A 26,994-nucleotide genomic window follows, 5' to 3' on the forward strand; every position below is an offset into this window, starting at 1 on the left:
CGCGGGCGAGATCGGCGTCCTGGAGCAGTACGACGTTCAGCGCCGACGCTCCGTGGTCTCGACAGGCTCGACCGACGGAGACCGCTCGACCGACGGGGACCGCCCGTCCGACGGAGACGGGGACCGGTGGGCCGACGGAGAGGGGGGCGCTTCGGTCGGCGCGGTGGGCTCCTTGGCCGGCAGCACGAAGCGGTAGCCGACGTTGCGCACGGTGCCGATCAGCGTCTCGTGCTCGGGCCCGAGCTTGGCCCGGAGGCGGCGTACGTGGACGTCGACCGTGCGCGTGCCGCCGAAGTAGTCGTAGCCCCAGACCTCCTGGAGCAGCTGGTCGCGGGTGAAGACACGGCCGGGGTGCTGGGCGAGGTACTTGAGCAGCTCGAACTCCTTGTAGGTCAGGTCCAGCGGCTGGCCGCGGAACCGCGCCGAGTAGCTCCCCTCGTCGATGACGAGGTCACCCGAGGTGATCGGTGCGTCCAGGTCGCCCTCCGCGCCCTGCCCTCGCGTCATGGCCAGGCGAAGGCGCGCGTCGACCTCCGCCGGACCAGCCGTGTCGAGCAGGACGTCGTCCAGCCCCCACTCGCCCGTCAGAGCAGCAAGGCCGCCCTCGGTGAGGACGGCCAGCAGAGGAGTCGCGATCCCGGTGGTGCGCAGCACCCGGCACAGGGACTTGGCGCTCGCGAGCTCTCGCCGCGCATCGACGATGACGACGTCGCAGTCCGGCGAGTCGACGAGAGCGGTGGCCTCGGCCGGCAGGACGCGGACCGGATGGGTGAGCAATCCGAGCGCGGGCAGCACCTCGGCACTCGGGGCGAGTGCATTCGTCAGGAGGAGCAGCCGGGCCATCCCCTGCAGGATAGGCGACACTGGACCTGCGCCAGAGGGACTGGATGCACGACGAGACGCGAGGAGACGGGAGCGAGATGGGCGAGGTCGGCTCGGCCGAGCAGACGGTGACGGTGCGCTACTGGGCCGCGGCGCGTGAGGCTGCCGGCGTGGACAGCGAGCCGCTCGCCCTCGGCGCTGACGCCACAGTGTCCGACGCGGTGACGGCAGCGGTGTCGGCGCACCCAGACCTCGCGCGCGTCGCGAGCGTGGCGACGTTCCTCATCGACGGGCGGGCAGCGGGCCGGGACGCCGTGCTGGCGTCCGGTGCGACGCTCGAGGTCCTGCCGCCGTTCGCGGGTGGGTAATGCACAATGACGACCGTGCCCGACGCCACCGATGTCCCTGATGCGAGCGGCCCGCCCGTCGGAGGCACCGATTCCGCCAGGGATTCCGAAGCGTTCCAAGGCGGTTCGCTCCGTCTCCCGCTCTCTCCAACGGGTGCTGACCACGTGCGCCCGGTGACGATCGGCTCCGTCGTCATCTCGGCGGGGGCGTTGGCGGTGGCGACGGCAGGGGGATTCTCCCTCGTCCTCGTTGCGGCGCTGGTCCTGGCTCTCGTGCTGGCCTGGTCGTGGCCGGTCCTGGGCGGCTCACACACCGCGCAGACGACGTCGATCGTCCTGCTTGTCGCGGCACCGGCGATCGTGTTCACCGCGCTGAGCGATGACCTCCGGTGGACGGCCGCCGCGGTCGCACTCGGCATCGTCCTGTCCTTCATGGGCCAGCTCATCCGCAGGACGGGACGGGAGGGGCTCGTCCTCACGCTGCTCGCCTCCTTCGGGGGCCTGGTCCCGATGGCCTCGGCCACCCTGGCCGTCGGGTCGGCAGACGTGGCGCGCGGTCGCGCCTATCTCGTCGTCACGATGTCCGCTGCCATCGCCGCTGTGGTCGCCGACCTGCTGGTCCGGAAGCGGCGCCTCGCTCCGTTCCTCGGCCTCGTCGCCCTGGTCGCCGCAATCGTCGGCGCGGCGATCGCCGGGTTGTTCTTCGACGAGGTCGGCGGCTGGGCGGCGGTCGGGGTGGCCGCTGGTGCGGGCTCGTTGTCATGGTCCTGGCGGCGGATCTTCGCCCTCCAGCCGGCGATGCTCGGGGTGCGTGGTCAGGTCGCCGCGGGGGTCGGTTCCGTGCTGATGCTCGGCGTCCTCGTGCACGTCTTCACCATCGTCTCCTGACCAGGGACCCGCCGCGCCCGTCAGTACACGAGGGCCTGGGCGCCCGGGGCCATGACCTCCTCGACGAAGGCCGCCGCCCCGCGGATCGTCGCCCCCGCCACCAGCGCGTCCTCGGTGAGGTCCCGCCGCGCCGCGCACTGCGTGCAGACGGTGAGCCGGCCACCCGCGATCACGGCGTCGCGCAGGGAAGCGAGGTCAGCGGCATACGGCAGCTCGAACTCCTCGGCCCGCCCGGGAACGGCCATCCATGTCGCCTCCCCGGTGAGCCACAGGCTCACACTGACCCCGCTCGCCACGGCGGTGGACGCCACGGTGAAGGCCTGCGACAGGCGCTCCGGCGCCTCGACGCCCGAGGTCAGCTTGACGATGAGGGACCGTTCGGGTGCGTCCATGCGCTCAGGTTACGATCACGAGCATGTTCCACCTCGATGCGGACCTCGCCGAGCCGGTGCGACCCCTCGCCTGGCTCATCGGTCGCTGGGAGGGGGCCGGCGTGCTCGGCTACCCGACGATCGAGTCGGCCCACTTCGGTCAGGAGGTCGAGGTGACCCATGACGGACGGCCCTTCCTGAAGTGGGAGAGCCGGTCCTGGATCCTCGACTCGGAGACCGGGGCGCGGGTGCGCCCCGCCGCGATGGAGTCCGGCTTCTGGCGACCTCTGCCGGATGGGGAGGTTGAGCTGCTCCTCGTGCACCCTTCGGGGATCCTCGAGCTGTACTACGGCACGATGGAACCGGCGCGCATCCAGCTCAAGACCGATGGGGTCATGCGATCCCCCCGTGCCAAGGAGTACAACGCGGCGACGCGGATGTACGGCCTCGTCGAGTCGCAGCTGATGTGGGCGATGGACATGGCCGCGGTTGGCCAGGAGCTCCAGAGCCACCTGTCGGCGACCCTCAAGCGGGTCGGCTGACGAGAGGTGCCGGGATGACCGTGGGTGAGAAGGGCGTTGCACGAGGGTGACCGACATGACTGAGCTTCCCGTCCTCCACCGCAGCGCGCTGCTCGACCGACCCGGAGCGGTGGCGGGCGAGGGCGATGCTGCGGGCGTCGCGATCCACTACGGCGACCCGATGCGGGAGCAGCGGGTCCTCGAGGAGGGGCTGGCCGTCGTCGACCTGTCGCACCGGTCGGTCCTCACGGTCAGCGGTCCCGACCGCCTGTCGTGGCTGCACTCCCTGACGACCCAGCACCTCGTTGACCTCGGAGTGCGGAAGTCGCGCGAGGCACTGGTCCTCACCCCCAAGGGGCACGTCGAGCACTCGCTCCACCTCGTCGACGACGGCGAGACCACGTGGATCACGACGGAGCCGGGCGCGGGCCATGCGCTGCGTGAGTGGCTCGAGAGGATGCGCTTCATGCTGCGCGTCGAGGTCGCCGACGTGACGGCGGACTGGGCGGTCCTCGGTGAGCCCCACGGGGTCGAGTCCGCCGCCGGCGAGCCGCTGGCCTGGCGTGACCCGTGGCCCGAGCTGGTCGGGGACACGACCGCGTACGGTCCGGTCGAGGACCACCCCGGCACGAGGTGGTCCTGGCGCGAGGTCATCGTGCCGCGGGCATCCCTTGAAGTGGCCGTCGGTGACCGCCCACTGGCTGGTCTCTGGGCCGCCGAGGCCCTCCGGATCGCTGCCTGGCGGCCGCGGCTCGGCGCGGAGACCGACCACCGCACGATCGTGCACGAGGTCGACTGGCTGCGCACCGCGGTGCACCTGCACAAGGGCTGCTACCGCGGGCAGGAGACCGTCGCCCGAGTGCACAACCTCGGCCGCCCACCGCGGCGTCTCGTCTTCCTCCACGTCGACGGCTCCGGTCACGTCCTCCCGTCAGCGGGCGCCGAGGTCCGCGCGGGCGAGCGTGTCGTCGGCCACGTCACCTCGATTGCCCGGCACCACACCGACGGTCCGATTGCGCTTGCCGTCGTCAAGCGCAACACCGATCCCGAGCTGGTGCTGGACGTCGAGGGCGTCAGTGCAGCCCAGACGGTGATCGTCTCGCCCTGACCGCCTCCGGGTACGGGCCGCTGGCAGGATGGCGCCATGACGACCGCTCCCGCACGCAGTGCCGCGCGCACCCTGATCACCGTCGCCCCGACCGGGGCCGAGACCGCCAAGGCCGACGTCCCGGCCCTCCCCACGACCCCGGAGGAGCTCGTCGAGACAGCCGTCGCCTGCGAAGCGGCAGGGGCAGCCCTGATCCACGTCCACGTCCGCGACTCCGACCACCGTCCGACGCTCGACCCGGTCCTGCTCAAGGAGGCGGTCGTCGCCGTCCGTGAGGCCACCGACCTCGTCGTCCAGCTCTCGACGGGAGGGGCGGTCACCGACCCCCTCGAGAAGCGCCTCACCGTCCTCGATGCGGATCCGGACTCGTGCTCGCTCACCTGCGGCACGACGAACTTCGGGGACGACGTCTTCCTCAACCCGTGGGGCTTCATGGTCGACCTCTACCGCCAGGCGCAGGAACGCGAGGTCGTGCCGGAGTTCGAGCTCTTCGAGCTGGGGCACGTGCACGCGTTGCGCCGCCTCATCGACGAGTGCGGGCTGCCCTATGGCGGCAGGGTGCACGTCGACTTCGTCCTGGGCGTGCCGGGAGCGATGCCCGGCACACCGCAGACGCTGCTGGCCGGGCTGGCGTTGCTGCCTGCCGAGGTGACGTCGTGGTCGGCGACGGGGATCGGCCGCACCCATCTCCCGATCGCCGCAACCGCGCTGTCGGCCGGCGGCCACCTGCGGGTCGGCATGGAGGACAACCTCGTCTTCGCCAAGGGTCGGCCGGTCACGCACAACAAGGAGCTCGTCGCTCGCGCCGCGGAGCTCGCCACCATCCTGCAACGCCCCCCGATGTCCACGCAGGAGGCGCGTCAGCTGCTCGCGGTCAAGGACCGTCGCGCTTCCTGACACCCACAAGTCCTCGTGGCGTTCCAAGGTTCCTGCGCACGGGCGAAGATGTGACAAGCGACGCGTGGTTTCTGGGCAGGGTATGCCAGTGAGCGCGTTCGTGGACGGACGTCACACTCGTGCGAAACACCGGACCCGAAGTCGCGTACGTCACACCGGTCGTAGCGTCAGAGGGCTCCCGAGAGGACCTGCCATGACCCGTCTCCGCCACTCCTTTGCCCTTGCAGCTCTCATTGCGGGCTCCATGGGACTTGCCGCCTGCGGCAGCGGGGGCGAGCCCAGCGGCGGCGAGGCAACTGGCGGCGACCTCAAGATTGCTGCGATCTTTTCGGGGCCGACCAACGACGCGGATTACAACGCGATCGGCCTCGCTGCCCTGAACGCCGCAAAGGAGGGCGGTGCTGAGGTCAGCTTCAGCGAGAAGGTCGCCGTTCCAGACGTCGAGGCGAGACTCAACGAGGCGGTCGGTGACGGCAACACGGTGATCTGGACGCACGGTTCGCAGTTCGCCGACGCAACGGTCAAGGTCGCCAAGGACAACCCCGACGTCAACTTCATCGCCGAGTACGACGGTGAGTACAAGGACCTGCCGGCCAACGTCTGGACCATCGACCGCCAGTTCCACCTCGGCTTCTACGGCATGGGGATCTTCGCCGCGAAGCTGTCGAAGACGGGGACCGTCGGCTACGTCGGCGGCCTGTCGCTCCCGTTCTCCTTCGCTGAGGTGCACGCCATGGAGCAGGCGTTCGAGGAAAGCGGTTCCAGCGTCACTCTCAAGCCCGTGTGGACGGGTGACTTCAACGACGCTGCTAAGGCGCAGCAGTTCACCACACAGCTGCTCGACAGCGGAGCGGACGTCATCGTGGGGTCCCTGAACCAAGGTGCGACAGGTACGTTCCAGGCTTTCGAGGGCAAGCCCGCGGGTGCCGGCTGGGTCACGGCGAAGTACACGGACAAGTCGGCCGCCGCAGGAGAGCACTACGCCGGCTCGCTCGAGTACGACTTCACCAAGCCGCTTGGCGAGGTCCTCGACAAAATCCAGGCCGGCACGACTACCGGTCGCTACCCGCTGGGTTTTGAGACCGGGGTCACGATCAAGGTGAGCGACAACGTGCCGCCAGAGGTGAAGAGTGCCGTCGATGAGGCAATGGCCAAGGTCAAGGACGGCACCATCACCGTCAAGCTCGACACCAGCAAGGTCGGCTGACCCAGGTGCCGCTCAGCCTCGGAGACGCGTGACGTGACAGCAGTTCAACCGGCGGCGGAGGGCGCCGTCCCGCCATCCGTGCGCATGAGCGGCATACGCAAGACGTTCGGTTCCGTCACCGCGCTCGATGGAGTCGAGTTCGAGGTGGGACATCGGCAGGTTCACGGTCTGCTCGGCGGAAACGGCGCCGGCAAGACGACCCTGATGAACGTCCTCTACGGCCTTTACGCACCTGACAGTGGGTCCATCGAGATCGACGGGCGAGGTGTGACCATCGCCTCTCCCCGCGACGCGATCTCGGCCGGAATCGGGATGGTTCACCAGACCTTCCTGCAGGTCGACGTGTTCACCGTGACCGAGAACGTCGTCCTCGGGACCGATACCAAGAGTGTCGACGCCAAGGGCCGCATTGCGGAGCTGTCCGAGCGGTTTGGTCTCGCCGTCGACCCGACCGCCAGGGTCGCGGACCTACCTGTCGGCGTTCGTCAGCGCGTAGAGATCCTCAAGGCCCTGTACCGCGGTGCGAAGGTGCTGGTCCTCGACGAACCCACGACCAACCTCACCCCTCAGGAGGTGGATGCGCTCTTCGGCTCGATGCGAGCCATCGTTGACGAAGGCATGTCGGTGGTTCTCATCACGCACAAGATTCGCGAGACCATGGCGGTCTGCGACGAGCTGACGATCATGCGCGACGGCGCCGTTGTCGGGACGGTCGCCAAGACGGAGACGACCGCTGATGAGCTGGCCGCCCGCATGGTCGGCGACGTTGACGCAGTGTCCGAGTCCGCAGCCGTTGCGCTCGGCGAGACGAAGTTGGGCCAAGCGAGGATCGAGCTGCCCGATGTCGAGGTCACCGAGCAGCCAGTACGAGTCAGCGTCCGAGAGCTCACGGTCCTTGGGCCTGGAGATGCTCCGAGACTCGTCGATGCGGTCGCCTTCGAGCTGCGCCAGGGCGAGGTGATGGGCATTGCCGGTGTGGCAGGCAACGGCCAGGTCGAGCTCGCGGAGGCGCTCACCGGCTGTCGTCCCACGACCGGGTCGTTCATCCTGGACAGCACGGAGCTCGTCGGGCGTCCCACAGCGCACTGGCTCGAGTCCGGCGTCGTCTACGTCCCGGAGGACCGTCAGCGAGACGGAATCCTGCCGGGAGGGGACATCACCGAGAACCTGGTCCTCGGTTCGCATCGCTCGCGTGCCCGCCGCGGTCTCATCCCTTGGGGAGACGCCCGTGAGCAGACGACAGCTGCCATAAGGGAGTTTCGAGTGAAGACTCCCAGTGCCTCGACGCCATGCGGTCAGCTGTCAGGAGGCAACATCCAGCGGGTCATCCTCGCCCGGGCCTTCGCACGCGATCCGAAGGTCCTTGTCCTCCACAACCCGACTCGCGGCCTGGACATCGCGTCGACGCAGTTCGTCTACGAGCGGATCCGGCGGGCGGCCGCGACCGGCGCAGCCGTCATCGTCATCTCGGAGGACCTCGACGAGGTCATCGCCCTCGCGGACCGCGTCCGCGTCATCTACTCGGGTCGACTCGTCGGAGACATTCCGCGCGGCGAGACCGACCCGTACGAACTCGGACGGCTGATGACGGGAGTCGGCGCATGAGTGTCGCCATTGTCGTGCGCCGAGCGGTCCCCTATGTCCTCGCGGTGCTCGCTGCATTTGCCGTCACTGCCGTGATCATCGCGCTCCTGGGGCATGATCCACTCGAGGCATTCCGCGCCGTCCTGACGAACTCGTTCAGGAACACCTTCGGCATGGTGCAAACCCTGCACAAGTGGACGGCACTGACCCTCCTCGCGCTTGCCTTCGCGATCCCGCTGGCGGCCGGCCGCTTCAACATTGGCGGCGAAGGCCAGCTGATCCTCGGCGCAGTCGGCGCAGTCGCCGTTGGCATTACCTTCAGCGAGCTCCCTCTTCCGGTGTTGCTCCCGCTGCTTCTCGTGTCCGCCGTGCTGGCTGGAGCCGTGTGGGCGTGGATTGCGGCATGGCTCATGGACCGCTTTCGGGTCAACGAGATCCTGTCGACGGTGCTGCTGAACTTCGTCTCGTTCGAGATCCTCGACTACCTCGCCTCGCACACCTGGCCCGACGTGGGAGCAGGCGGGGCGGTCACCCTGCCGATCGGTACAGGGGGTGAGCTACCCACCATTGGAAGACCGCCCATGCACGCCGGCGTCGTCCTGGTGGTGATCCTCGTGGTCGCCCTCGCGTTCCTCGCCAGACGCAGCGTTCCCGGCTTCGAGCTGCGCGCAGTTGGTCTGAACGAGCGGGCTGCCGCACTCCACGGCATCCGCACGAGAGGGGTCGCGGTCGGGTCGATGGTCGTCGGCGGCGCGCTCGCCGGCCTGGCTGGTGGCATCGAGGTCGCTGGAGTCCACCACCGGATGCTCGAGGGCATCCAGTCCAACTACCTCCTGCTCGGGATCATCATCGGCCTCATCGCCCGTGGGTCGCTCGTCGCACTTCCGTTCGTTGCGTTCGGCATTGCCGTGCTCGAGGTCGGCGCCGGCTCGATGCAGCGCGTCTCCGGCGCCCCGGCCGAGCTGGTTCTGATCCTGGAGGGCCTGATCCTGCTCTTTATCCTCATGTCGGACGTCGTCGTGGGGCGGGTGTCCGCACGACGCGCGAGAGTGGCGGTGACCTGATGGAGTTCCTTGCACTCGTGATCACGGCGATGGTCCCGTTCCTATTCGTGGCCCAGGGCACGATGCTGTCTGGGCGGGCCGGCATCTTCAACGTGTCACAGGAGGGCCTCATGCTGCTGGGAGCAGCCGTGGGCTACCTGGTCTCGCTCGAGTTCGGCTCCAACGCATTGGGCCTGGTCGTCGCAGCGCTCGCCGGCGCCCTGTTCGGTGCCCTGCTCGCCTGGGCGACCACCTATCTGCGGATGGACCAGTTCGTCGTCGGCTTGGCGCTGTTCTTCTTGTCGGGGGGCCTGGCCTCGCTGCTGTACCGAGTGGTCATCGGCCAGAATCAACCACCGCGAATCAAGCCGCTCCCGGATGTCATCTTCGGCCAGGACGTCCTGGTGATCATCGCGATCGCCCTGTCCATCGCACTCTGGTGGTGGCTGTATCGGACGGACTCGGGAACCCGGCTGCGATCGGTCGGTGAGAATCCCAAGGCGGCCGATTCGTTGGGCATCGACGTCACGCGCACTCGTATGCTCGCCGGGACAATCGGTGCGGCCCTCATGGCCATCGGTGGCGCGTACCTGCCCATGGCCTTCTCGGGCGTCTACGCCGATGGGATCGTGGCAGGCCGCGGCTGGCTCGCGATCGCTCTCGCCTTCTTCGGCGGCTGGCGGCCGCAGTTCATCCTTGCCGGCTCGGCCTTCTTCGCCGCCATGGACGTTCTCGCACAGCGCGCCCAGGTCGTCGGCATCGGGATCCCGCACCAGTTCGTGTCGATGTTGCCGTACGTCGCGACGTTGCTCGTCATGGTCTTCGCCTTCCGGTGGGCGCAGGCGCCCATGTTTCTCGGCAAGAACTATGACCGGGAGTCCCGAATCGTCGGTTGACGGGTCTGATCGTCCTTCGATGCCGTATGCCGCTGGGCTCGCTCTGCACTCACGCGGCCGGAGCGTTGGGCTGGGACGCAGCCCAGCGGCATACGGCAACACGCCCGACACCGTTGAACGCACCCTGTTGCAGCGCTGGTGAATTGGGAGATACCGGGCGTGTTGCGAATGTGGTCGGGCTCACGCTGTCTGGAGTTTGCATTCTGCTTGCTCTAGTTAGCATAATGGAGTTGTGAGCAAGCTTCCCGATCTCGGCGCCTACTTGCGTGAGCAGCGCGAGAGTGCCCAGCTGTCCCTGCGGCAGCTCGCCGAGATGGCCGGAATCTCGAATCCCTACCTGTCGCAGATCGAGCGGGGCCTGAAGAAGCCCAGCGCCGAGATCCTGCAGCAGATCGCAAAGGGGCTCGAGGTGTCCGCGGAGTCGCTCTACGTCCGGGCGGGAATTCTCGACGAGCGGGTCCTCACCAACGGGAACCCGGCCACCGTCCCGGGCGTTCTCGAAGCCATCGCGGCCGACTCGGTCCTCACCGATCGGCAGCGCGCGGTGCTTGTCGAGATCTACGAGTCGTTCGTCGGCCCGAAGTCGCGCCGGAGCGGGACGGCACCCAAGACCCATGGGAAGCGCAAGGCAACCCAGAAGGAGAACTGAGATGGCTCTCAACCAGAAGAAGATCAGCAAGGCCGTCAAGGATGCCCAGAAGCAGGCGGAGGCGGCAGTCAAGGACATGCGCAGCCAGATCGACGACCGCCTCCCCGACCTGACCGTCGACCCGACACCGTTCTTCGCGGTCGTCGGTGCCGCGACCATCGCGGTCGACACGGTCCGGCACGCCCGTGACGAGCTCCAGGTCGCTGCCCGGGAGGCCCGGACGGCGGACGTTCGCAAGGGTGCCAAGAAGGAGGCGAAGCAGCTGCAGAAGGACCTCCAGAAGCGGCTCGACGAGCTCCAGGCACGCACCGCGGAGCTCCAGAAGATGGCGACGGAGTACGCCGACCGCTTCATCAAGGAGGCGCAGGAGCTCCCCGCCCAGGTGCTCAACCAGGGTCTCGTCCTCGCGAGCAACGCCAAGGACCAGTACGACGCCGCGGCAGCGCGCGGTGAGCGGGTCGTCGCCGACCTGCGCACCGAGGGCACCAAGGCAGCCGTCGGGCTGGCCGAGCGGTCCGAGTCCGTCATGGCTCGTGGGCGCAAGGTCGCCAAGACGGCGCGGACCGAGAGCGAGAAGGTCGCCAGGACGATCGCCGACACGGTGTCCCACGACGCCGGGAAGGTCGCGGCCCAGGTCGAGTCCTCGGTCCAGGCCGTCGAGGAGGCCGCAGAGCCGGTCCCGGTGAAGCGCACGCCGGCTCGCAGCTCCGCCGTTCGCTCGGCAGCGGCTCGACAGGGTGCGGCGACCCGCAAGGCCGCCCACGTGGAGGGCACGACGACCCGCAAGGTCGCCGCGCGCAGCGCCGCCGCCAAGAAGTCCACGGGGACGACCACGGGGACGACCACGGCCAAGAAGGCTCCGGCCAGGAAGACCCCCGCGAAGAAGTCCACTGCCAAGCAGACCGCGGCCAAGAAGTCCGCGGAGTGACCTTCAGGGCACACGATCGGGCCGTCACCCCACGGGGTGGCGGCCCGACTGCCGTCCTGCGGCATACTTCGGGGCGTGCCCGCCGACGCCCACTCGTCCCTGCCCGTTGACGCGAGGTTTGCCTCGTCGGCCCTGACCAACGCGCCCGTCGTGGCGCACGTGGTCAGGGCTGGCTTCGTCGAGTCGGTGCATCACGGCTTGGCCGTGGTCACGGCGCCGGACGGAAGTATCGAGCTCGAGGTGGGTGAGTCGGCAGGCCCGGTGTTCCCTCGCTCGTCGAGCAAGCCCATCCAGGCCTTGGCCATGGTGCGCCACGGACTCGACTCGGAGGGTGCGCTTCTCGCACTGGCCTGCTCGAGCCACTCGGGCGAGCAGTTCCACGTCGACGCTGCTCGGGAGATCCTCGCGCGGGCGGGCCTCTCCGAGGCGGACCTGCAGAACACTCCCGACTATCCCCTGGACGACGGCGCTCGGACCGCGTGGATCGCCGCCGGGCTGCCCAAGCAGTCCATCGTGCAGAACTGCTCCGGCAAGCACGCGTCGATGCTGGCCACCTGCGTCGCCAACGGCTGGGACACCGCGACGTACCGCGAACCCGGCCACCCGCTCCAGGTGGCCGTCTCCGAGACGGTCGCCGAGCTGGCCGGGGCGGTGCCGTCGGCAGTCGCCGTCGACGGGTGCGGGGCACCGATCCATGCCATCCCCCTCGCCGGGCTCGCGCGATCGTTCGGCCGGCTGGCCGCGGCGCAGGCGGGTCCGGAGGCGCGGGTGGCGCAGGCGATGCGGGACTTCCCCGAGTACGTCGGCGGCACGCGACGTGACGTGACCACCCTGATGCAGCGCATCCCGGGTCTCGTCGCCAAGGACGGCGCGGAGGCCGTATATGCCGTCGGGCTGGCCGACGGCCGCGGCATCGCCGTCAAGATCACCGATGGCGGGTCGCGGGCGCGCGGGGTCGTCGTCGGGGCCGTCCTCCGCAGGCTGGGTGTCGACGACGCCGAGGCACTCACCGCCCTCGAGCATCAGCCCGTGCTGGGCCACGGCCAGCCGGTCGGCGCGGTCGTCGCAGTCGAGATCTGAGACCGCCATGCGCGCGGTGCTCCAGCGGGTCACCTCGGCGAGGGTCGAGGTCGACGGCGAGGTCGTCGGAGAGGTCTCCCGGCCGGGACTCGTCGCCTTCGTCGGCATCACGCACGACGACGGGCCGGAGCAGGTCGAGCGGCTGGCGCGCAAGATCGCCGAGCTGCGCATCCTCCGAGACGAGCAGAGCCTCGTGGACGCTGCCGCACCTGTCCTCGTCGTGAGCCAGTTCACTCTCTACGCCGACACGCGCAAGGGTCGGCGGCCCTCCTGGTCGGCGGCGGCGCCCGGGCCGGTGGCGGAGCCACTCGTCGACGCCGTGGTGGCTGCCCTTCGCGGTCGAGGGCTCGAGGTGGCCACCGGCCGCTTCGGCGCGATGATGGCCGTGTCGCTGACGAATGACGGACCGGTCACCCTCGTCGTGGACGCGTGACACCCGATCGTCACGGCGGCGTGGTGGTTCCGGCCGCGCAGGCGGTTACGCTTTGCGCATGCAGCTGTTCTACGGCTTCCAGAGCGCCGTCCAACTCATCATCGGGATCGTCGCCTTCGTGGCGGAGGTCTTTGCGTTCGTGGATGCCCTGCGCCACCCCGAGCGGGCCTACCTCGCGGCCGGGAAGCGCACGCGCACCTTCTGGCTCGTGCTCCTCGGAGTGGCGGTTGCGATCGGCTTCGTGACCATGTTCAACCCGCTCTCCATCTTCGGACTGCTCGCGATCGTTGGTGCGGCCGTCTATCTCGCCGACGTGCGTCCCGCCCTGCGCCAGGTGCGCGGGATCGGCGGGTCGCGCGGCCAGTGGTGACCGTCGCGAGAAGTGCGCCCGAGCACGGCTGGGATGCGGCACACTGGGCAGTCACGAGCCAAAGGGGAGGGCATGAGCAACAACGAGGCCGCCGGGTCGACCGCGACGGAGCTGCCGGACGTGGATGACGGTGCTGGCCAGCCGCTGTCGTCCTACACCCCCGACGACTACGTGCTGGGCGACCGTGATCCGACCGACGACATCTTCGTCGCCGAGCGTCCATGGGGCGCGTTCCAGCAGTTCGTGTCGAACGAGCAGGTGACCGTCAAGATCATCACGGTCGAGCCCGGCCATCGGCTCTCGCTCCAGCGGCACAACCACCGGGGAGAGATGTGGCAGGTGCTCGACGTGCCCATCGACATCAGCGTCGACGACCGGGCGTGGACGGCCGAGGCCGGCGAGACCGTCTGGGTGCCGCGCGGCTCGACACATCGCATGGGCAACTCGGGGTCGCGGCCCGGACGCCTGCTCGAGGTGGCGTTCGGCCACTTCGACGAGGGTGACATCGAGCGACTTCAGGACGACTACGCCCGCTGAGGGCGCTCCGCCGCGTCAGTGACGCGGCGCCACGGCCTCCCACGCGACCGTGATCTCCCCCAGACGCCACCGCGCCGGGCCGTCGAGCAGGGGCCAGCGCTCACCGACGTCGGCTGCCGAGGCGAGGAACCGCTGGCGCGCACCCCACGACGAGTGCGGCGCGCTCCGTGCCCACGCCTCGTCCAGCTCGGCCAAGAAGGCATGGATCCGCTCACCGGCGACGTTGCGGTGGATCAGTGCCTTGGGCAGTCGCTCGGCGACGTCTGAGGGCCGCGCCAGTCCTCCGAGTCGTAGCGAGAGGGTGAGGGACACCGGCCCGGTCGCGTCCACGGCGACCCACGTTGCCCGCCTGCCGATCTCGTCGCACGTGCCATCGACGAGGAGTCCACCCGGTGCGAGCCGCTCCTGGACCCGCGCCCAGGCAGCCGGCACCTCGGCCTCTCCGTACTGTCTCAGCACGTTGAAGGCGCGGACGACAGTGGGACGAGCCCCGTCGCGGAGCGGTATCTCGAAGCCACCGCGTCGGAAGGCCAGACCGTCGCGCTCCAACGGCTTGGCCACCGCGACGCGATCGGGATCGATCTCGAGGCCGACCACGTGGACGTCGTGCCGCACGCGGCGCATCCGGCCGTGCAGCTCGACGGCGGTGACCGGTGATGATCCGTAGCCGAGGTCGACGACGATGGGTCGGGTCGGACTGCGCCGCAGCCGCCAGGCCTGCGGTCCGGCAAGCCAGCGGTCACATCGACGGAGCCGGTTCGGGTTCGTCGTGCCCCGGGTAATCGTCCCGACGGGGCGAGCTCGGCCGGACACGGCGCGCAGCATAACCTCCGGGGGCGACGAGTCGTCGCCGGTGACCACGGCACGAACGGCGGAATACATCAATTCGACGGTGTGGTTGTGTCAGGAGAGACAGGGGCGAGGAGAAGGACGCAGATGTCGGACGACCCCAAGCGCGTGGCGATGATCAGCGTCCACACGTCCCCGCTGGAGCAGCCGGGCACCGGCGATGCGGGCGGCCTCAATGTCTACGTGGCCGAGACGGCGAAGGAGCTGGCCCGTCGCGGGATCGAGGTCGACATCTTCACGCGGCGCACGACGGGGGAGACGCCGATCATCGGCGGACTCGTGCCCGGCGTCCGGGTGCTGCACGTGACCGCCGGTCCCTACGAGGGCCTGCCCAAGGAGGAGCTGCCGGGGCAGCTGTGCGCGTTCTCCGCCGGGATCATGCAGGCCGGCCTGTCCGTGCCCGAGGACCACTACGACCTCGTCCACTCGCATTACTGGCTCTCGGGCCAGGTGGGCTGGCTGGCCGCCGACCGGTGGGGTGTCGCCCTCGTCCACACCATGCACACCATGGCTCGCGTCAAGAACCTGCACCTCGCCGACGGCGATCGGCCCGAGCCACGGGGGCGGGAGATCGGCGAAGCACAGGTCGTCGACGCCGCCGATCGGCTCATCGCGAACACCGACGGTGAGGCACGCGACCTCATCGATCTCTATGACGCGCCCGGCGCCAAGGTGTCCGTCGTGCCTCCGGGGGTGGACCTGACGACCTTCACCCCGGGCGACAAGCACGGGGCGCGGGCTGAGCTGGGGCTGCCCGCGGATGTCGACCTGCTCCTCTTCGTCGGGCGCATCCAGCCCCTCAAGGCGCCCGACCTGCTCCTGCGCGTGGCCGCGGAGCTGCTGCGGCGTGACCCGGGTCGGCGGTCGACGCTCACTGTTGCGGTCCTCGGGGGCCCGAGCGGGACCGGCCTCGCCAGGCCCCACGAGCTCGAGGACCTCGCCGAGCAGCTCGGCATCGCGGACGTCGTCCGTTTCGTGCAGCCGGTCGAGCGTCCGGTCCTCGCCCAGTGGTACCGGGCAGCGGACCTCGTGCTCGTCCCGAGCCACAGCGAGTCCTTCGGCCTCGTCGCCATCGAGGCACAGGCCTGCGGCACGCCGGTCGTCGCAGCTGACGTCGGCGGCCTGCCCACCGCCGTCGGGGACGCGGGCGTGCTGGTGGGGGGCCATGACGTCGGCGTCTGGACCGACGCCGTCCACGGGCTGCTCGACGACGCTGAGCGCCGCGCCGAGCTTGGGCGACGGGCCATCGAGCACGCGTCGGCCTTCGGGTGGGAGGAGACGACCGATCGCCTGTTGGCCGTCTACCGGCAGGCAATCCACGACCGGACCCACTCTCCGATCGAAGAGGGTCAGGGGCTGGCAGGAGTCCCGCGCGCGGTCATCCCCTGAGCCCGCACGGCTCGGCACCGGAGGTCAGGCCCCACCGAGGGTTGGCACAATGGCGGCGTGAGCGAGCCTGAGACCCAGCCAGCGACGGACCCGGTGACGGCGGCGGGGGAGCGGCTCGCGGCCTACCTCCGATCGGTCGACCTCGAATGGGAGCTCGGTGGGCGGGAGGGGGAGTACGTCGTGACCCTCCCTGGGGAGAAGAAGCTCCGGACGGTCGTGTCGCTCCTCCTCCGGCCCCGGACCACGAGTGTGTCGGCCTTCGTCGTCCGCAACCCCGACGAGAATCACGAGGAGTTCTACCGGACGCTGCTGCGCAGGAACCTTCGCCTCACCGGCATCGCCTATGCCATCGACGCGGACGGCGACGTCTACGTCCGCGGGGAGGTTCCGACCAGTGCCCTAGGGGCCGAGTACCTCGACCAGCTCTTCGGTGTCGTCCTCGCCGCGAGCGACGAGGCCTTCAACGAGCTGCTCGCACTCGGCTTCCTCGGCTCGATGAAGAAGGAGTGGGCCTGGCGCATCTCTCGAGGAGAGTCGACCCGCAACCTGGAAGCGTTCCGTCACCTGTTGGAGGAGCGGGCCGACGGCTGAGCGGGCGTCGCTAGGCTGGCGCCATGACCTACACCCTTGTCCTCGTCCGCCACGGGGAGAGCGACTGGAACGCCAAGAACCTGTTCACCGGCTGGGTCGACGTCGACCTGACGGAGAAGGGGCGGGCCGAGGCCATCCGCTCCGGTCAGCAGCTCAAGGAGGCGGGCATCCTGCCGGACATCGTCCACACCTCCGTGCAGCGGCGCGCCATCACGACGGCGAACCTCGCGCTCGACGAGGCCGACCGCCACTGGATCCCGGTGAAGCGAAGCTGGCGGCTCAACGAGCGTCACTACGGCGCACTCCAGGGCAAGAATAAGAAGGAGATCCTCGAGCAGTTCGGCGAAGAGCAGTTCATGCAGTGGCGGCGCTCCTACGACGTGCCGCCCCCGCCCATCGACCCCGACGACGAGTTCGCCCAGACGGGGGACCCGCGGTATGCCGGCCTCGGCGCCGCCATGCCCCGCACGGAGTGCCTCAAGGACGTCGTGGCGCGGATGCTGCCGTACTGGGAGCAGGAGATCAAGCAGGACCTTGCCGACGGCCTGACCGTCATGCTCGCCGCGCACGGCAACTCCCTCCGGGCGCTGGTCAAGACGCTCGACGAGATCAGTGATGAGGACATCTCGGGTCTGAACATCCCGACGGGCATGCCGCTCATCTACGAGCTCGACGACTCCTTCGCGCCGCTCTCCCGCGGGGGTCGCTACCTCGACCCCGAGGCCGCCCGGGCTGCCGCGGACGCCGTGGCCAAGCAGGGACGCTGATCCGCTCGTCCGCATGATCGAAAGAACACTTTTAGGGGGGTCCAGACCCCGCAAGGTGTTCTTTCGATCGTCTACGCCGGTGTCGTATGCCGCTGAGCCGGCTTCCCGGGGAACCCGGGCTCCCTGAGCGGCCAGGGTCCGTGCGCCAGACCTCTTGCTCGAGTGTGCAGTTCGCGCCACACCCTCTTGGTCGAGTGTGCAGTTCGCGCCGCGGGGTCGACCAAGGCTCAGCGGGGCCGCGAACCGCACACTCGACCGAGGCTCAGCCGGGCGCGAAGTGCACACTCGACCGAGGCTCAGCCGGGCGCGAACTGCACATTCGACGAGATGCGAGCCCCGGCGGCATACGTGCGCGTCGTTCCCCAGCCCAACCGAAAGAACAGCCCTGGGGACCCTCCCCGGCCCGAAGTCGTTCTTTCGATCCGGGAATCAGCCGTTGCGCTCGATCTCCGCGATGACGTCGGCGTCCTCGGCCTCCTCGTGGTCGTAGCTGACCTCGGAGTCGTACTCGCCGGTGACCAGGTAGATGACGCGCCGGGCCACCGACACGGCATGGTCCGCGAACCGCTCGTAGTAGCGACCGATGAGGGCCAGATCGAGCACGGTCGCTCGCGGCAGGGCGCTGTCCTCGTCGAGGAGCACCGCGAAGAGATCGCGGTGCAGGTCGTCCATCGCGTCGTCGTCCTTGTCCAGCGCCGCCGCCGCCTCGATGTCCTTGCTCGCGATGATCGACCCGCACTTCGCCACGATGGCCTCGGCGACCTGCCCCATCTCGAGGACGTGCGACCGCAGCGCCGCGGGCACGGCCGAGTCGGGGTGACGCAGCCGGGCCACCTTGGCCACGTGGCGAGCCAGGTCGCCCATCCGCTCGAGGTCCGAGCTCATGTGCATCGACGTGACGACGATCCGCAGGTCGGTCGCGACGGGCTGCTGCTGGGCGAGCAGGTTGACCGACAGGTTGTCGAGGTCGATCCGGATCTCGTCGAGCTTCTTGTCGGCCTCGATCACCGACTCGGCGAGGTGCACATCGGCGTCGAGCAGGGCAGTCGTGGCACGAGAAATGGCGGATCGTGCGAGCCGGGTCAGCTCGACGAGCTGGTCAGTGATCCGGTCGAGGTCTTCGTGGAACTGGTCGCGCAATGTCATTCCTCGTCTCGTGCGGGCGTGCGGAGGTTCAGGGGCCGAGGGTGCCAGTCGCGCGTAAATGGAACGCGGCCGGCAGGTGAACTCTCGGTTCTGGCCATGCGTGGCAGGGCGGCGCCTGGTCAAGAGCCTGCCACAGGGTGCGTAACCTGAGGTTGTGGATCCGACGACCGCGGCAACCTTGGGCGGCATCGCCGGTTTGGCCCTCGGCGGCGTCGCGGTGGTCGCCGTCCACCTCTCGGATCGAGACCGGCGAAACGAGGTCGTCATCGCCCCGACGCCGGCCCTGCCCCCCGGTGTCGCGGAGGTGCTCGCGGTCCTCCGCTCGAGCGGCATCGTCGTCGACACGTCGGACCGCGTCGTCAACAACTCGCCCGCTGCCGTGGCGCGGGGCCTCGTGCGCGGCCAGGAGCTCGTCCACCCGGAGCTGCTCCAGCTCGCCCGGGCGGTCCGCCGCGACGGGGAGATCCGCGAGGTGGAGCTGGACCTGCGCAAGGGCATCGGTGAGGCGCGGGTCGTCGTCGCGGCCCGGGTCGCCCCCCTCGGCGCCGACCACGTGCTCCTGCTCGTCGAGGACATCTCACAGGCTCGCCTCGTCGAGGAGGTTCGGCGCGACTTCCTGGCCAACGTCAGCCACGAGCTCAAGACTCCAGTCGGCGGGATCTCCCTGCTCGCCGAGGCCCTGCTCGACGCCGCCGACGACCCCGAGGCCGTCCAGCGCTTCGCGACCCGCATCGGCATCGAGTCGCGGCGCCTGACCAATCTCGTCAAGGAGATCGTCGAGCTGTCGCGCCTGCAGGGCACCGATGTCGTGACCGACCCGGCCCTCGTCGACGTCGGCAAGTGTGCCGAGGACGCGGTGGAGCGAAACCACCTCGTCGCCGAGGAGAGCGGTATCGACGTGGCCATCCACACGGAGCCCGACTGCCAGGTGTGGGGTGACGGCGAGCTCGTCACGACCGCGATCGCCAACCTCATCGGCAACGCCATCTCCTACTCGGACTCGGGCACCCGGGTGGGGGTGTCGACCCGTCGGCGAGACGGAGGCCTCGTCGAGGTGGCGGTGACGGACCAGGGTCTCGGGATCTCGCCGGACGAGCAGAAGCGGATCTTCGAGCGCTTCTACCGGGTGGACGCCGCCCGGTCGCGGGCGACCGGGGGCACGGGTCTCGGACTCGCCATCGTCAAGCACGTCGTCGAGAACCACGGGGGAGCCGTCACCGTGTGGTCGCAAGTGGGGCGTGGGTCCACCTTCACCATCTCCCTGCCGGCGGCACCTCCCGACCGTGCGAAGTCCGCCTCTGCCCCCCAGCCCGGACAGGTGGACCCATTTCCGGAGGGGGCCGTCGGCCATGCTCCAATTGAGCCACATCCGGCTACTGCAGCCAGAGCCACGAGAGGTCAGTCTTGAGTCGCATCCTGATCGTCGAGGACGAGGAGTCGTTCTCCGACCCGTTGTCCTACCTGCTCCGCAAGGAGGGCTACGACGTCGCCGTGTCGGAGACTGGTCCGGACGGGCTGGCGGAGTTCGACAAGAACGGCGCCGACCTCGTCCTCCTCGACCTCATGCTGCCCGGCCTGTCTGGCATCGACGTGTGCCGGACCCTGCGCCAGCGGTCCTCCGTCCCCGTCATCATGCTGACCGCCAAGGACAGCGAGATCGACAAGGTCGTCGGGCTCGAGATCGGTGCCGACGACTACGTCACCAAGCCGTACTCGAGCCGTGAGCTGCTCGCCCGGGTCAAGGCCGTCCTGCGCCGGCTCGCCGAGCCGGAGGACCTCCTCCCGTCGACGATCGAGGCCGGCCCGGTCCGGATGGATGTCGAGCGGCACACGGTCACGGTGAACGGGAAGCCCACGGCCCTGCCGCTCAAGGAGTTCGAGCTGCTCGAGATGCTGCTGCGCAACGCCGGCAGGGTGCTGACCCGCATGCAGCTGATCGACCGGGTCTGGGGCAGCGACTACGTCGGTGACACCAAGACCCTTGATGTCCACATCAAGCGGCTTCGCGCGAAGATCGAGCCCGATCCGGCGCAGCCCGTGCACATCGTCACCGTTCGGGGCCTCGGCTACAAGTTCGAGACGCGCTGATCCGCCCCTGCCGGGGCGACGGCTCGGGTTCGCCCGAGGCCAGGCAGGTCGGCTCAGCTCGTCGTGGGCGACGAGGTCGGCGTCTCCGTCGGTGTGCCCGTGGGCGTGGCAGTGCCAGTCGCCGTGGCAGTGGCCGTCGCCGTGGCAGTGGGCTCGGGCGTGGCTGTGGAGGTGGCCGTCGCAGTCGCTGCGGCCGGAGCCGGGGTCAGCGTCGCGTACGGGCCCTGAGCGGCGAGAACGGGGACGTCGACGATCGTGGTCCCACCCGGCTGCGCCATCACGGCGACGGGGACGAGCGTGCCCGGCTTCGCCGTGACTCCCCCGAGCTGCAGGCCCTTGTCGGCCAGGTTGACCTGCTGGCGGGGGCCCACCTCGACCTCCGACCCGCCGCCGCCGGAGCCCGCCTGCTCCTGCGGCACGAACTGGACCCTGATCGGCTCGTCACCGAGGTTGACCACCCCGCCGGAGACGACGGCCGCCTGGCCGCCACCACCGACGAGGAGCAGGTCCCGGACCGCGAGGTTGCCGACCTCGGCCGAGATGCCGTCCGCCGGCTGGTAGGGCACGTCCGTCTGGACCGGGTTGAAGACCATGCAGCCACTGGCGAGGGCGGCGACGGCGACACCGCCGATGACGGCGGCGGTGCGCCGGGAACGCGAGGCGGGCGCGGCGGTCTGAGCGAGGAATCGGCGCATCACGGGCGACAGCCTACCGGCGAACGCACGCCCTTCGTGGGCGACCCGGTTGGCGACGTGCGGATCGTCGGCGGATCGCCTCAGATCGCCTGTCGGCGAAGGTCCTCGGGCGCGCGCGGAAGCACGCGCGGCGGCCTGTTGTCAAGACGTGAGGGATCGGCAATGCGAGGGTGACAATGGCTCTGACCTGCGCAGATGCGGCCGCGCCAGATCGCCGCACCCGCTGTTTCGTGATAATCTGGAGGTCGCGAAAGGGGAAAACAGCACATGGTTTTCAAGGTCGGCGAGACGGTCGTGTACCCCCACCACGGGGCGGCACTGATCGAAGAGATCAACACACGCACGATCAAGGGAGAGGACAAGCTCTACCTGAAGCTCAAGGTCGCGCAAGGCGATCTGACCATCGAAGTTCCTGCAGAGAACTGTGACCTCGTCGGCGTCCGCGACGTCGTGGGTCAAGAGGGTCTGGACCGGGTGTTCGAGGTCCTGCGGACCCCGCACACCGAGGAGCCGACCAACTGGTCCCGCCGCTACAAGGCGAACCTCGAGAAGCTCGCCTCCGGCGACGTCATCAAGGTGGCCGAGGTCGTCCGTGACCTGTGGCGTCGCGACCAGGACCGTGGCCTCTCCGCCGGTGAGAAGCGCATGCTCGCCAAGGCCCGCCAGATCCTCGTGTCCGAGCTCGCGCTCGCCGAGAAGACGGACGAGGACAAGGCGGAGTCGATCCTCGACGAGGTTCTCGCCTCCTGATGCAGCCCGCGTCGGCGGTGGTCGGCCTCATCGTCGTCGCCGCCGGCTCTGGTAGCCGTCTGGGTGCCGACGTGCCCAAGGCCTTCGTGCCCCTCGCGGGCGTGCCCCTTCTGGGGCATGCCCTGCGGGGGGCGCTGGCTTGTCCGGACGTGGCTGAGGTGGTCGTCGTGTCGCCCACCGGGTGGCTGGGTGAAGCCGATGCCGTATGCCGCTGGGCCCGCTCCCGATCGTGCGAACCGTCTTCGGGGGCACCAGTGAGAGTGGTGCCCGGTGGGGCGGAGCGCGGTGACTCGGTCGCTGCCGGCCTGGCTGCGCTCTCCGACCGGGTCGGCGTCGTGCTCGTCCACGACGCCGCGCGGTGCCTCACCCCGGCCAGCGTCTTCGGCCGCGTCGTCGCGGCGATCCGCGGTGGTGCGGCGGCCGTGGTGCCAGGCGTTCCGGTCGTCGACACCATCAAGCAGGTCGACTCGGCGGGGCGGGTGGTGGCCACGCCGGAGCGGTCGTCGCTCCGCGCGGTCCAGACTCCTCAGGGCTTCCGGAGGGACGTGCTCGAGCGTGCGCACGCGGAGTCGAGCGAGGCGACGGACGACGCCGGGCTCGTCGAGCGTCTCGGTGAGTCCGTGCTGGTCGTCGAGGGCGACCCGCGGGCGCTCAAGGTGACCACGCCGGCCGACCTCGAGGCGGCGGCCCGTATCCTCGCAGGGTGAGTGCTGACGAGTCATCCCAGCCGGCGGCCCTGATCACCGGTGGTGGGACCGGAATCGGCGCGGCGACCGCTCGACGCCTGGCCGCCGACGGTTTCCACGTCGTCATCGCCGGCCGTCGCCGCGAGCGGCTCGACGAGACGGCCACGGCGATCAACGTGGACCTGCCCGGCGCGGCGTCCGTCCTCGTCATGGACGTGACGTCGGACGTGTCGGTGCGTGATGCGGTGGCCGGCCTCGGCCGCTGCGACGTCCTCGTCAACAACGCCGGAGGGGCGCTCGGCGTGAGCCGCGTCGAGGACGGTGACCTCGTCGAGTGGCAGCGCATGTATGACACGAATGTCCTCGGCACGGTTCGCGTCACCCAGGCCGTCCTGCCGCTCCTCCGCCGGTCGCCGAGGGCGACGATCGTCAACATCAGCTCGGTTGCCGGCGAGAGCGTCTACGAGGGTGGCGGTGGCTACACCGCCGCCAAGCACGGCACGTCGGTCATCTCGGAGACGCTCCGCCTCGAGCTCAACGGGGAGAACGTCCGGGTCGTCGACGTGCGGCCGGGACTCGTCCACACGGAGGAGTTCTCGCTGACCCGCCTGCACGGTGACCAGGCGGCCGCGGACCGGGTCTACGAGGGCGTCGACCGACCGCTCGTGGCTTCCGACGTCGCGGAGTGCGTCGGCTTCGTCGTCGGCCTGCCGCAGCACGTCAACATCGACACGCTCGTCGTCAAGCCGGTCGCCCAGGCCGCGGTCCACAAGCTCCATCGGGCGCCCATCGACTGGAAGACGGCCGACTGACGTGAGTGGCCTCCCCAGGGTCGGAATCGGCGTCGACGTCCATGCCTTCGCACCCGAGGGCGCTGACCGCGAACTGTGGATCGCTGGACTGATCTGGCCGGGGGAGCCGGGACTCGAGGGCCACTCGGATGCGGACGTGGCCGCGCACGCGGCGTGCGACGCGCTCTTCTCCGCAGCCGGGATCGGTGACCTGGGGGCGCACTTCGGGACCGACCGTCCAGAGCTGGCCGGGGCCGCGGGCGCCACGCTGCTGGGCGAGGCGGCCCGGCTCGTGCGGCGAGCCGGGTTCCAGATCGGCAACGTCTCCGTCCAGGTGATCGGCAACCGGCCGAAGATCGGGACCCGGCGCGAGGAGGCCCAAAGGCTGCTGACCGAGGTCGTCGGAGCGCCTGTCTCGGTGAGCGGCACGACGACGGACGGTCTGGGCCTCACGGGTCGCGGAGACGGGATCGCGGCCATCGCGACCGCCCTGGTGGTCTTCCGTCCCTGACAGAGCCGGCGCGTTCTGCACACTCGACGAAGGGCGCGGCAGGGCTGGGAGCAGGCGTTCGGGCGGAGGCGAGCTCAGCGGCATACGGCCACCGGGTTGAGACGACGGAGAAGGGCCCGCCCCCCGGAACGGGGGACGGGCCCTCTGGTCAGCCGGTGACCGAGTCAGCCACTCACGGGGTGGGTGGGGTGATCTTGATCTGTGCGGCCTGGTTGTTGAACAGCGACTTCGCGACGGTCACGGTGGTGCCGTAGCCGACGCCGTCATCGGCCGGGTTGCCCGAGCCCATGGGCGTCATGGCGCCGATGTCGGCTCCGTAGTACTGCGTCAGCGCCTTGCCGTTGCTGTCGACGAAGCGCGTGCTGTACGGAGCGTTGCCCTTCGAGGGAACGACCACCGAGGCGTCGGCGTCGCGGTAGAAGATGCGGCCATCGGATCGCAGCTCGAAGCCCGGGTACCAGCCCTTGTTGTCCGTGAAGGTCTTCACGGGCGCCTGCGCCGGGAAGCTGTTGCACACCTCGGCGCCGGCCCCGTTCAGCTGGCACTCGTTGAACGGGTACGTCGCCTGGAGGCCGAACGCGGCGTTCGAGGACTGCGGACGAGACGGCAGGTTCTTCAGGGTCGACGGGTCCGCGGCGGCGTTCGCACCGGAGCGACGCAGCGGCTCGTAGTTGCTGTCGACGATGAGCAGACCACCCTTCGAACCCTCACTCGGAAGCGAGGTCAGGTTGTTGAGGACGTGGTTCGCGTTGCCGAAGGCCGTGTCGCGGTAGGAGACCAGCGCGCCCGGGGCGTTGTACTTGATCTTCTCGACCTTCCACTGGCCTTCGCCGTCCTGGTAGGTCGTGTCGTAGGCGTACTTCAGCCCCTCGTCGAAGCCGTCGAAGTTGCGCCATTCGACCATGTAGTACTGCGCCCGCGAGCTCGTGCCGGAGTCGGTGACCCAGCCGGCACCGACCGGCGAACCGGCCACGTACGTGTCCGTCGCCGCGGTCCAGCCGTTCGCGCCGCCCTCGACGTCGTCGGACCAGGTCGTCGCCCCGCCGCCGGTGACCGAGAAGTCATCGCCGAACCAGCCACGCGCGACGAACGCGGCGTCCGTCGCCTGGAGGAGCCGGACCTGCACCGTCTTCCCGGCGTAGGCCGACAGGTCGACGTACTGGTGCTTCCAGCCATCGCTGGTCCCGGTCAGGCCGTACTTCTTGGGACCGGCGTCGCCGCCGTAGTCCTTCATCCGGCCGTTGGGGTCGGCGTAACCGTCACGCGTGGTGACCTCCTGCCCGGCCTCGTTGTAGACCTTCTGCTCGGTCCACGTGGCACCGCCGTCGGTCGAGAGCTCGACGAAGCCGAAGTCCCAGTCCGCCTCGATGTCGTAGTTGTTCCACATCCAGAACTTGGCGTCGGCTGCGTTCGGGACGTCGACCGAGCGGGTCAGGGTGTTCTTGGCCCAGTTCTGGTCGTTGTTGCCCCACCACATGTTCCCGCCGCTGTGCGGGGTGGCCAGCGTCACGACCTTGTTCGGCAGGTTGATCTTGACGCCGTCAGCCGTGCCCTTGAGCGGGCGCGAGTTCTGTCCCACGATGACGGCCCGCGGGTCGTCGCCGGGGTTCAGCACGACCGGATCGGCCCAGCCGAGGACCCACTTGTCCCACAGGCCCATGTGCGTCGGCATCGACTGGAAGACCGGGCCGGAGTGCGAGCCGGACGACATGAGGTCCCAGAAGTCGATGTCGGAGTCACCGCCGCTGCCGGTGTCGTAGAGGTCCGGCAGGCCCAGGTCGTGGCCGTACTCGTGGGCGAAGACGCCGACGCCGGAGTCCTCCGGCTGCACGATGTAGTTGGACAGCCGCAGGTTGGTGCCGGGGATCGGCGCGCCGCCTGCGACGGCCGACGAGTGCGCCCAGATCGCGTTGGTGCCCTCGGCACCGCCGCCACCGGACTTGTCCGCACCGGCGTGGACGAGCACGACGTGGTCGATGATGCCATCGGGCTCGTAGAGGTTGCCGTCACCGTCGACGTCGCCCTGGTCCTCGATGTCGTAGTCGGCCCACGGGAAGTCGGGCTGAGCCTTGGCGAGCGCAGCGACAGCGTCGATCGGGAGCTGGCCGGGGCCGAGCGGGTTGTCCGGGTGGCCCTGCATGTCCTGGATGGCGCCGTACTGGTAGACACCCTCGTCGTTCTTGTGGCAGACGGTCGCGCCGTACCAGGCCTCGGAGTGGTCCACCGTGACCCACGGCGTCGCCTCACCGGTGACGGTGTAGGCGCCGTGGGACATCTCCTCGTACATCGACTTCATCGTGTAGCCGGAGATGTCGATGCCCGGCTTGCCGTCGGGGCCGGTCAGGTCGGGGCGAACCCGCTCGGTGATGCCCTCGTCGGTGAAGAGCATCTTGTTGAAGTGCTCCGACGAGAAGTCGTCCAGCCAGAACGAGTTGTTGTCCTTGCTCTTGCCCTCGGCCGGGTTCGGGATCTTGTTGTGCATCGGCCCGTTCTGGACCGAGCCCGGCATGCAGGACTCCGCTCCGAAGGCGGTGGGGACCTGCACGCCGGTGAAGTCATCGTTGGCGTTCTCGTTGAACTCCACGAGGATCGTCAGGAGCTTGGCCTCCTGCGTCGACTTCGCACCCTTGTAGCGGTTCTTGATCGACTTCGGGCTCTCGCCCGACTTGATCGCCTGCGCCTCGAGCTTGGCCAGCCCGCGGGCGGTAACCGGGTTGCCCTGGGCGTACTTCGCGTCGAACGCCTCCGCGCGGGCGACGACATCCTTGACGTCGACCTTGCCCTTGGCGATCGAGCCGACGGCCTGGTCGTTCGCGTAGGCCCGCTCGACCTGTGGCGCGGCGTAGTTGATGTAGTAGCCGCCCGAGGCCGACACGCCGGTGGGCGCCTCGGCAGGTGCCGCTGTCGCAGCCCCGGACACCGACATCGCAGCCAGACCAGCGGCTGCGAGGGCGATGGTGGGGACGACAGCGACGGCGCGCCGGTGATGGCGCGCGACCGTGCTGATCCTCATGGATTCTCCCTTGATTCCTACATAAAGGGACGGCGCC

At 69.4% G+C, this 26,994-nt stretch carries 30 protein-coding genes; 24 read left to right on the forward strand and 6 right to left on the reverse strand.

Annotated features, from left to right (window positions below):
• Positions 1-36: 36 nt before the first annotated feature.
• A complete protein-coding gene (locus ABF401_RS10510) occupies positions 37-843 on the reverse strand; it encodes a winged helix-turn-helix transcriptional regulator (RefSeq protein ID WP_353509508.1) in 807 nt (268 codons plus the stop codon).
• Positions 844-887: 44 nt separating this feature from the next.
• Here ABF401_RS10510 and ABF401_RS10515 point away from each other — a divergent pair, with 44 nt between their 5' ends.
• Together ABF401_RS10515 and ABF401_RS10520 are read left to right on the forward strand one after the other, a co-directional pair.
• On the forward strand, positions 888-1,190 hold the full coding sequence (locus tag ABF401_RS10515; protein WP_353509509.1) for a MoaD/ThiS family protein: 303 nt from the start codon (positions 888-890) through the stop codon (positions 1,188-1,190).
• A gap of 153 nt (positions 1,191-1,343) precedes the next feature.
• Positions 1,344-2,057: a hypothetical protein gene (locus tag ABF401_RS10520; protein WP_353509510.1), complete on the forward strand. Its 714-nt coding sequence runs from the start codon at positions 1,344-1,346 to the stop codon at positions 2,055-2,057.
• 20 nt (positions 2,058-2,077) lie between these two features.
• Here ABF401_RS10520 and ABF401_RS10525 read toward each other — a convergent pair whose 3' ends face one another.
• Complete coding sequence (locus ABF401_RS10525) at positions 2,078-2,449, reverse strand: DsrE family protein (RefSeq protein WP_353509511.1); 372 nt, start codon at positions 2,447-2,449, stop codon at positions 2,078-2,080.
• Between the two features lie 23 nt (positions 2,450-2,472).
• Here ABF401_RS10525 and ABF401_RS10530 point away from each other — a divergent pair, with 23 nt between their 5' ends.
• The 13 genes from ABF401_RS10530 (at position 2,473) to ABF401_RS10590 (ending at position 13,681) form a co-directional block, all read left to right on the forward strand.
• The gene (locus ABF401_RS10530; RefSeq protein ID WP_353509513.1) at positions 2,473-2,970 is read left to right on the forward strand and encodes a heme-binding beta-barrel domain-containing protein; all 498 of its coding nucleotides are present in this window, start codon (positions 2,473-2,475) and stop codon (positions 2,968-2,970) included.
• Positions 2,971-3,025: 55 nt separating this feature from the next.
• Positions 3,026-4,057, forward strand: coding sequence for a CAF17-like 4Fe-4S cluster assembly/insertion protein YgfZ (ygfZ, locus tag ABF401_RS10535; protein ID WP_353509514.1), 1,032 nt, complete (start codon positions 3,026-3,028; stop codon positions 4,055-4,057).
• 36 nt (positions 4,058-4,093) lie between these two features.
• Positions 4,094-4,954, forward strand: coding sequence for a beta-keto acid cleavage family enzyme (locus ABF401_RS10540; protein ID WP_353509515.1), 861 nt, complete (start codon positions 4,094-4,096; stop codon positions 4,952-4,954).
• Between the two features lie 193 nt (positions 4,955-5,147).
• On the forward strand, positions 5,148-6,161 hold the full coding sequence (locus tag ABF401_RS10545; protein ID WP_353509516.1) for a BMP family protein: 1,014 nt from the start codon (positions 5,148-5,150) through the stop codon (positions 6,159-6,161).
• A 33-nt stretch (positions 6,162-6,194) separates the two neighbouring features.
• Positions 6,195-7,766 (forward strand): ABC transporter ATP-binding protein, encoded by a 1,572-nt coding sequence (locus tag ABF401_RS10550; RefSeq protein WP_353509517.1) that lies wholly within the window; start codon positions 6,195-6,197, stop codon positions 7,764-7,766.
• On the forward strand, positions 7,763-8,809 hold the full coding sequence (locus ABF401_RS10555; protein WP_353509518.1) for an ABC transporter permease: 1,047 nt from the start codon (positions 7,763-7,765) through the stop codon (positions 8,807-8,809). The genes ABF401_RS10550 and ABF401_RS10555 overlap by 4 nt, the downstream gene beginning before the upstream one ends.
• Entirely contained in the window at positions 8,809-9,684 is an 876-nt protein-coding gene (locus ABF401_RS10560; RefSeq protein ID WP_353509519.1) for an ABC transporter permease, read from the forward strand. The genes ABF401_RS10555 and ABF401_RS10560 overlap by 1 nt, the downstream gene beginning before the upstream one ends.
• Before the next feature lie 232 nt (positions 9,685-9,916).
• On the forward strand, positions 9,917-10,333 hold the full coding sequence (locus ABF401_RS10565; protein WP_353509520.1) for a helix-turn-helix domain-containing protein: 417 nt from the start codon (positions 9,917-9,919) through the stop codon (positions 10,331-10,333).
• 1 nt (position 10,334) lies between these two features.
• Entirely contained in the window at positions 10,335-11,261 is a 927-nt protein-coding gene (locus tag ABF401_RS10570; RefSeq protein WP_353509522.1) for a hypothetical protein, read from the forward strand.
• Positions 11,262-11,336: 75 nt separating this feature from the next.
• On the forward strand, positions 11,337-12,341 hold the full coding sequence (locus ABF401_RS10575) for an asparaginase (protein ID WP_353509523.1): 1,005 nt from the start codon (positions 11,337-11,339) through the stop codon (positions 12,339-12,341).
• A gap of 7 nt (positions 12,342-12,348) precedes the next feature.
• Positions 12,349-12,774, forward strand: a complete 426-nt coding sequence (gene dtd, locus ABF401_RS10580; RefSeq protein ID WP_353509524.1) for a D-aminoacyl-tRNA deacylase — start codon at positions 12,349-12,351, stop codon at positions 12,772-12,774.
• Between the two features lie 58 nt (positions 12,775-12,832).
• Positions 12,833-13,144 (forward strand): DUF2516 family protein, encoded by a 312-nt coding sequence (locus ABF401_RS10585; protein ID WP_353509526.1) that lies wholly within the window; start codon positions 12,833-12,835, stop codon positions 13,142-13,144.
• 72 nt (positions 13,145-13,216) lie between these two features.
• Positions 13,217-13,681, forward strand: a complete 465-nt coding sequence (locus ABF401_RS10590) for a phosphomannose isomerase type II C-terminal cupin domain (protein WP_353509527.1) — start codon at positions 13,217-13,219, stop codon at positions 13,679-13,681.
• Positions 13,682-13,696: 15 nt separating this feature from the next.
• Here ABF401_RS10590 and ABF401_RS10595 read toward each other — a convergent pair whose 3' ends face one another.
• On the reverse strand, positions 13,697-14,506 hold the full coding sequence (locus ABF401_RS10595; RefSeq protein ID WP_353509551.1) for a class I SAM-dependent methyltransferase: 810 nt from the start codon (positions 14,504-14,506) through the stop codon (positions 13,697-13,699).
• Positions 14,507-14,617: 111 nt separating this feature from the next.
• Between ABF401_RS10595 and mshA the strand changes: the two genes are divergently transcribed.
• Genes mshA through ABF401_RS10610 form a run of 3 tightly spaced genes read left to right on the forward strand, consistent with a single transcriptional unit; the run spans position 14,618 to position 17,277 of the window.
• On the forward strand, positions 14,618-15,919 hold the full coding sequence (gene mshA / locus ABF401_RS10600; RefSeq protein WP_353509528.1) for a D-inositol-3-phosphate glycosyltransferase: 1,302 nt from the start codon (positions 14,618-14,620) through the stop codon (positions 15,917-15,919).
• 57 nt (positions 15,920-15,976) lie between these two features.
• Positions 15,977-16,510, forward strand: coding sequence for a YbjN domain-containing protein (locus tag ABF401_RS10605; protein WP_502908221.1), 534 nt, complete (start codon positions 15,977-15,979; stop codon positions 16,508-16,510).
• A 23-nt stretch (positions 16,511-16,533) separates the two neighbouring features.
• Complete coding sequence (locus ABF401_RS10610; RefSeq protein ID WP_353509529.1) at positions 16,534-17,277, forward strand: phosphoglyceromutase; 744 nt, start codon at positions 16,534-16,536, stop codon at positions 17,275-17,277.
• Between the two features lie 429 nt (positions 17,278-17,706).
• On the opposite strand, the gene phoU is transcribed toward ABF401_RS10610, so the two are convergent.
• Positions 17,707-18,417: a phosphate signaling complex protein PhoU gene (phoU, locus tag ABF401_RS10615; RefSeq protein ID WP_353509553.1), complete on the reverse strand. Its 711-nt coding sequence runs from the start codon at positions 18,415-18,417 to the stop codon at positions 17,707-17,709.
• Positions 18,418-18,577: 160 nt separating this feature from the next.
• On the opposite strand from phoU, the gene ABF401_RS10620 reads away from it, so the two are divergent.
• Positions 18,578-19,831: a sensor histidine kinase gene (locus tag ABF401_RS10620; RefSeq protein ID WP_353509530.1), complete on the forward strand. Its 1,254-nt coding sequence runs from the start codon at positions 18,578-18,580 to the stop codon at positions 19,829-19,831.
• Entirely contained in the window at positions 19,828-20,511 is a 684-nt protein-coding gene (locus tag ABF401_RS10625) for a winged helix-turn-helix domain-containing protein (RefSeq protein ID WP_353509531.1), read from the forward strand. Before ABF401_RS10620 ends, ABF401_RS10625 begins: the two co-directional genes overlap by 4 nt.
• A 53-nt stretch (positions 20,512-20,564) precedes the next feature.
• On the opposite strand, the gene ABF401_RS10630 is transcribed toward ABF401_RS10625, so the two are convergent.
• Positions 20,565-21,206, reverse strand: coding sequence for a hypothetical protein (locus ABF401_RS10630; protein WP_353509554.1), 642 nt, complete (start codon positions 21,204-21,206; stop codon positions 20,565-20,567).
• A 267-nt stretch (positions 21,207-21,473) separates the two neighbouring features.
• On the opposite strand from ABF401_RS10630, the gene ABF401_RS10635 reads away from it, so the two are divergent.
• From ABF401_RS10635 to ispF, 4 genes are read left to right on the forward strand one after another with little or no spacing between them, the layout of a single operon-like run.
• Positions 21,474-21,956: a CarD family transcriptional regulator gene (locus ABF401_RS10635; protein WP_076261794.1), complete on the forward strand. Its 483-nt coding sequence runs from the start codon at positions 21,474-21,476 to the stop codon at positions 21,954-21,956.
• Complete coding sequence (ispD, locus tag ABF401_RS10640) at positions 21,956-22,663, forward strand: 2-C-methyl-D-erythritol 4-phosphate cytidylyltransferase (protein WP_353509532.1); 708 nt, start codon at positions 21,956-21,958, stop codon at positions 22,661-22,663. The genes ABF401_RS10635 and ispD overlap by 1 nt, the downstream gene beginning before the upstream one ends.
• Positions 22,660-23,454 (forward strand): SDR family NAD(P)-dependent oxidoreductase, encoded by a 795-nt coding sequence (locus ABF401_RS10645; protein WP_353509533.1) that lies wholly within the window; start codon positions 22,660-22,662, stop codon positions 23,452-23,454. Before ispD ends, ABF401_RS10645 begins: the two co-directional genes overlap by 4 nt.
• Before the next feature lies 1 nt (position 23,455).
• A complete protein-coding gene (gene ispF, locus ABF401_RS10650; RefSeq protein WP_353509534.1) occupies positions 23,456-23,944 on the forward strand; it encodes a 2-C-methyl-D-erythritol 2,4-cyclodiphosphate synthase in 489 nt (162 codons plus the stop codon).
• Between the two features lie 172 nt (positions 23,945-24,116).
• On the opposite strand, the gene ABF401_RS10655 is transcribed toward ispF, so the two are convergent.
• Positions 24,117-26,957 (reverse strand): immune inhibitor A domain-containing protein, encoded by a 2,841-nt coding sequence (locus ABF401_RS10655; protein WP_353509535.1) that lies wholly within the window; start codon positions 26,955-26,957, stop codon positions 24,117-24,119.
• Positions 26,958-26,994: the final 37 nt, after the last annotated feature.

Source organism: Intrasporangium sp., assembly GCF_040414665.1.
Classification (GTDB): Bacteria; Actinomycetota; Actinomycetes; order Actinomycetales; family Dermatophilaceae; genus Intrasporangium.